The sequence below is a fragment of the Delftia sp. ZNC0008 genome (genome assembly GCF_000799035.1).
GTDB lineage: Bacteria > Pseudomonadota > Gammaproteobacteria > Burkholderiales > Burkholderiaceae_C > Comamonas > Comamonas tsuruhatensis.
Map to the genome: position 1 here is coordinate 1 of NZ_JTKZ01000962.1, position 2,752 is coordinate 2,752.

General features: G+C 64.4%; 4 protein-coding genes. All 4 read right to left on the bottom strand.

The window, feature by feature from the left end:
• Positions 1 to 111 precede the first annotated feature (111 nt).
• Positions 112 to 483 (bottom strand): hypothetical protein, encoded by a 372-nt coding sequence (locus L995_RS30900; protein WP_047475304.1) that lies wholly within the window; start codon positions 481 to 483, stop codon positions 112 to 114.
• Positions 484 to 485: 2 nt separating this feature from the next.
• Positions 486 to 905, bottom strand: coding sequence for a phage holin family protein (locus L995_RS30905; RefSeq protein ID WP_016447116.1), 420 nt, complete (start codon positions 903 to 905; stop codon positions 486 to 488).
• A gap of 8 nt (positions 906 to 913) precedes the next feature.
• Entirely contained in the window at positions 914 to 1,225 is a 312-nt protein-coding gene (locus L995_RS30910) for a DUF883 domain-containing protein (RefSeq protein WP_016447117.1), read from the bottom strand.
• A 201-nt stretch (positions 1,226 to 1,426) separates the two neighbouring features.
• Positions 1,427 to 2,527: an NAD(P)/FAD-dependent oxidoreductase gene (locus L995_RS30915; protein ID WP_017405839.1), complete on the bottom strand. Its 1,101-nt coding sequence runs from the start codon at positions 2,525 to 2,527 to the stop codon at positions 1,427 to 1,429.
• Positions 2,528 to 2,752 lie beyond the last annotated feature (225 nt).

Consider the following 2,752-nt stretch of genomic DNA (forward strand, 5'->3'; position numbering starts at 1 on the left):
ATCGTGCTTCGCCATGAAAAACACCCCATAGGTTGGACTGGTGTCCAACTTTTGGGGTGCAGTTCAGCATGCCGGGCGTTTTTTGTGCAAGGAGCCTTGCAAGGCCTTATCTCAGCCCCTGCGCTGCTGAAGGCGTGCCAGCAAAGGCATGAGTGTGGTGCCGATGCGGATCAGTTTGCGCGGCCCCATGACCAAGGCAGCGGCAGCCGCCACGCCCACGGCCACGGGGTGCAGACGCGCAAACGTTGCGACGCGCTCGATCAGCGGTGCATCCGGGCGCACGTGTGTGGCGGCACGGCTCAGCGCCCGGGCCTGGGCCACGGCCGCCGAGCGCGCCCTGAGGCGCTCGCGCTGCTGGGCAATGCGCTGCATCACCTGCTGCTGCTCCACGGTGGAAGTGAGCCACAGCGCCGCATTGGGGCCCGTGGGCCTGGGCGGCGCAACCTCGTCGCGGGATTGGGAAGCGTTGGAAGCATTGACCATGGTTACAGCCTCTTCTTCAGCGCCTGCCAGTCCTGGCTCAGCTCGTTGCGGGTGAGGATGAAAGGGCGTGCCAGGCGTCGTACGGCCGCAAGCAACTGCCACAAGGCAATTGCAAGGATAGCCAGCCAGCCGCCAAACAGCAGCCAAGCCACCATCACGCGGTGCTCGGTGTCCCAGAACTGCACCAGCACCGCCACGGACAGCATGAGCATGACCACGACGCTGAGTCCGGCCAGCGCAATCAGCAGCACGACCACGGTCTGCATGCTGCGCTTGTGCTGGACCCATTCAAGCCGAGCCAGGTCGGTACGGTCCTCGGCGGCAATGGCCAGCTCGATCACGGCAGCACGCCAGCGCGCCACCCAGGCATCCAAACCCAGAAGGGAAATCCAGTTCACAGGCATCCTTTTCTGGTCAGGCATGCCGTTGATCAGCGACGGCCCAGCATGAAGCCCAGCAAGGCGCCCACAGCCAGGGCCGCGCCAGCCACACGCCACGGCTCGTCGTGGGCATAGCGATCCGCCGCATAGGCGGCATCCTTGGCTTGGCGGGCCGCTTCCTGCGCGGCGCGCACAGCCGAGTCACGCACATTGGACATGCCGTCATCGATGCGCTGGCGCAGCATGTGGATTTCCGGCACGGCATCCAGCTCCTTGGCAGACAGCAGGCCACGCAGGTCGCTGACCAGTTTTTCAAGATCGGCTTGCGCGGTGGAGACGGTTTCAGTGATCGACTTCGTCATGATGAGCCTTTCTATTGAGGTGAAAACAAATACAGCGGGGAGCAGGCAATCATGTCGCCCGATACCTGTCACGCAACATGGGCAGGCCCTTGTTACATGCAAGCATCTTATCCAATTGTTCCCTGGCTTCCGGGAAGCGAGGGGGCCTGAGCCTTGTCAGACAAGGCCTGCCGTGGCCGTGTGTCGTGGACCGGCAGACCATCAGGCCAGCAGCTTCGCCACATGTGCGCCGATGGCCAGGCAGCTGGTCAGACCCGGCGATTCGATGCCCAGCAACTGCACCACGCCCGCAACGCCATGGACCTGCGGTCCCTGGATCGTGAAGTCTGCCGCCGCCTCGCCAGGACCGCTGATCTTGGGACGGATGCCAGCGTAGCCGGGCACCAGCGCGCCATCGGCCAGGGCCGGCCAGTACCGGCGGATCTCTGCATAGAAGGCGTCGGCGCGCGCTGGATCGACCTGCAGATCGCTTGCGCTTTCCACCCACTGCACATCGGGGCCGAACTTGGCCTGTCCACCCATGTCCAGCGTGAGATGAACGCCCAGACCTGCAGCCTCGGGCACGGGATAGATGAGGCGCGAGAACGGCGCGCGCCCGGACAGTGTGAAATAGTTGCCCTTGGCATAGAAGGCGCGTGGAACCAACTGCTGCGGAAAGCCTTGCAGGCGCGCCGCCAGCAACGGGGCATTCAGGCCTGCCGCATTGACCAGGCTACGCGCCTGCAGCTGCGTGCCGTCGGCGGTGCGCAGCCACACGCCGCCAGACGTGGCGGCGGCCTCCTGCACCTCGGCATGGCAGACCACCATGCCGCCTGCGTTTTCGAGATCGCCCTGCAGAGCCAGCATCAGGCCGTGGCTGTCGATGATGCCGGTGCTGGGCGAATGCAGTGCCGCCACACACTGCAGCGCAGGCTCCAAGGCCCGTGCCTCGGGGCCATCCAGCCAGCGCAGATCATTGACGCCATTGGCCTCGGCCTTGCGCGCAATGGCCTGGAGCTGGCCGCGCTGCGCCTCATCCGTTGCCACGATGAGCTTGCCGCAGCGCTGGTGGGCAACGCCGCGTTCCTCGCAATAGGCATAGAGACGCTGGCGGCCTTCGACGCAAAACCGGGCCTTCAGCGAACCCTGGGGATAGTAGATGCCGGCATGGATGACCTCGCTGTTGCGCGAACTGGTGCCCGTACCAATGGCTTCAGCTGCCTCCAGCACCATGACTTCCCTGCCCTGCAACGCCAGGGCCCTGGCCACGGCCAGCCCCACGACGCCCGCCCCCACCACCACGCAATCGACCTGCTCGCTCATCCTGCCTGCCCTTTCGTCGTTCAGCCACTGATTATCAGACCGCGCCAGATACGAATACGCCGCAGATCACCGGGCTGCACTGGAATATCCAGGACCTGGAACAAATGGGAGCAACCAAAACGGAAAAGCCCTCCTGAACAAGTTTCAGGAGGGCTTGAATGGTGGGTGATACATGGATCGAACATGTGACCCCTGCCGTGTGAAGGCAGTGCTCTACCGCTGAGC